The organism is Pantoea sp. Morm (assembly GCF_016643525.1).
Taxonomy (GTDB): Bacteria; Pseudomonadota; Gammaproteobacteria; order Enterobacterales; family Enterobacteriaceae; genus Pantoea; species Pantoea dispersa.
The window spans coordinates 1-836 of record NZ_VOQX01000266.1 but is presented as its reverse complement, the minus strand read 5'-3'; the positions used below and the strand labels follow the sequence as shown (position 1 = coordinate 836).

Here is an 836-nt window from a genome sequence, read left to right as displayed (position 1 = left end):
AGGCGTCGGGATCGTCAACCGATTGTTGATACAGCGCCGCATACTGGTCGGCATTAATCAGGGCATTCGCTGCAACGGCAGCGGGTACAGGATGCTTATGTATTTGGCTCATGGCTGACCTCCTTGAAGATGTTAATCATATGTCAATCAAAGGTTAATTGAAGAGCGCGACTGGGCTTTGTTTCTGTTTTGTAGTCTGGATCACGACCTTTTGTATGCCTGAAAAGCGCCCGAATTCATACTGTTCATCACCGAAACCAATGAGACCTGAGCCGTGACTTTAAGCGGAATCAGACGATGGCGCTGGTTAAATAATCAGCAAACGCGCCGGCGTGTTTTTTGCCCATTTTTGAATAGCTATGCGGAAAATTATCGAATTAACACTTTTCATAACAGCGAGTTATGACTAAAAGTAAATGTCAGCATTTTATGCTACTCAGTTGCGCAGGATTTACGCTAACCCCCCAGGGGTTGCAATTACCGTAGTGAAAATGGTACTTATCTCGGCCCTGTTCAGCAGGTATCCACTCAGGCTGCATCATCGCGCAGGCGCAAAATGCTTACGCAGCAGTGTCTGATGCAGTCCACTATAACCCTCTATTTTATCGGGCTTTTGCTCACTTCCCTGTGCGTCATGTCTTCTGCAGCTTCGCAGAGGAGCAAAGGGGTTTTTACTGAGGAAAGTAACGCGTTATGAAAGGTTTTAAGCTCACCCTTGCCTGGCAAATTTTGATTGCCCTGATTCTCGGCGTTATCGTCGGAACCGTGCTGCATAATCAGCCAGACGATCGTGAATGGTTAATCACTAACATTCTCACCCCTGCAGGCGACATCTT

1 protein-coding gene and 1 pseudogene are annotated in these 836 nt (G+C 47.0%); one reads left to right on the top strand and one right to left on the bottom strand.

Going from position 1 to position 836, the window contains the following annotated elements:
* The coding region (locus FT726_RS27450; protein ID WP_346303864.1) for a hypothetical protein at positions 1–112 on the bottom strand (112 nt) is incomplete at its 3' end.
* Positions 113–693: 581 nt separating this feature from the next.
* Between FT726_RS27450 and FT726_RS27445 the strand changes: the two are divergent.
* Positions 694–836: pseudogene (locus FT726_RS27445) on the top strand (glutamate/aspartate:proton symporter GltP); the annotation flags it as partial.